A 260-nucleotide genomic window follows, 5' to 3' on the forward strand; every position below is an offset into this window, starting at 1 on the left:
AGAATGGTGGGTCATGATGGACTTGAACCATCGACCAATGGATTAAAAGTCCACTGCTCTACCAACTGAGCTAATGACCCGCTCTGATGTGCCTAAGCACGCTGCGTAAATCCGCCGATTATAACCACTCTACTATTCAACGAATAAAGAATGGTGGGTCATGATGGACTTGAACCATCGACCAATGGATTAAAAGTCCACTGCTCTACCAACTGAGCTAATGACCCGCTCTGATGTGCCTAAGCACGGTGCGTGAATCC

The 260-nt window shown here is 47.3% G+C and carries 2 tRNA genes; both read right to left on the bottom strand.

The features are described from left to right. Window positions 1–4 precede the first annotated feature (4 nt). Window positions 5–80 (bottom strand) — tRNA-Lys (locus tag PSR9079_RS23530). Window positions 81–151: 71 nt separating this feature from the next. Further along, window positions 152–227, bottom strand: a tRNA-Lys gene (locus PSR9079_RS23535). Between the last annotated feature and the right edge of the window lie 33 nt (window positions 228–260).

It is taken from the genome of Pseudoalteromonas rhizosphaerae (genome assembly GCF_902498845.1).
Lineage (GTDB): Bacteria > Pseudomonadota > Gammaproteobacteria > Enterobacterales > Alteromonadaceae > Pseudoalteromonas > Pseudoalteromonas rhizosphaerae.